Here is a 917-nt window from a genome sequence, read left to right as displayed (position 1 = left end):
AGATCGCCGTGGGCATCGAACAGGTACACTGCCCAGCCGTACCCCGGAAGAAGAACTCAGGGACTGTGTTGCCCAACTGGAACGTAAAAACCATTGGTTGCAGATGGAGATTGATGCATTAAAAAAACTGGACGAACTGGAAAGAAGGGATGCCTTGGTTTTACACGCAAGGAAAGAGAATACGAAGCAATAAAACAACTTTCACAGACAGATCCGGTGCATTATTCGGTTTTAGAGCTTTGTCCAGTTTTCCATGTAACCCGTTCAGCGTATTACCATTGGCTCAAAGGAGCTAAAAGCCCAAGTGAGCGGGAAAATGAGCGACTGGCTAAGATGGTCATCGAAATTCACGAAAAACATCCAGACGAGGGATACCGCAGAATTCGTGATGATTTGAACCGTTGGCACCATGAGCATGTGAATGATAAACGTATTCTGCGCATTGATCGTAAACTACATATCCAGTCAAATATTAAACACCGGCAAAACTGTTGTACACGCCGGGCATCTGATCCAGCTTACACAGCAGAAAACATTCTAAACCGGCAATTCTATGCTGATGCACCAAACGAAAAGTGGCTGACTGATGTGACGGAATTTAAATATTGTATAGGTCCGATTATCCATAAGCTCTACCTGAGTGCTATATTGGATTTATATGATCGCCGGATTGTGTCATATGTACTAAGTGACCACAACAATAACAAGTTGGTCTTTAACACTTTTGATGAAGCTGTAAAAAACAATCCACAGGCACATCCATTATTTCACAGTGACCGTGGATTTCAGTATACCAGCCGCAGTTTTCATAGCAGACTGATAGAACATGAGATGACACAAAGTATGTCTCGAGTTGGTCATTGCATAGATAATGGACCGATGGAAGGATTTTGGGGCGTATTGAAGCGTGAAATGTA

At 43.1% G+C, this 917-nt stretch carries 2 protein-coding genes; both read left to right on the top strand.

Annotated elements, in window-relative coordinates:
* Positions 1-193, top strand: a 193-nt coding sequence (locus BN6559_RS00015; RefSeq protein WP_199883637.1) for a hypothetical protein, incomplete at its 5' end; no start/stop codon positions are given.
* A 23-nt stretch (positions 194-216) separates the two neighbouring features.
* A partial coding sequence (locus BN6559_RS00010) for an IS3 family transposase (protein WP_234407784.1) occupies positions 217-917 on the top strand: 701 nt, incomplete at its 3' end.

The sequence above is a fragment of the Massilibacillus massiliensis genome, assembly GCF_900086705.1.
Classification (GTDB): Bacteria; Bacillota; Negativicutes; order FLKF01; family FLKF01; genus Massilibacillus; species Massilibacillus massiliensis.
The sequence above is the reverse complement of the archived record's forward strand: the minus strand, read 5'-3'. Positions and strand labels throughout refer to the sequence as shown.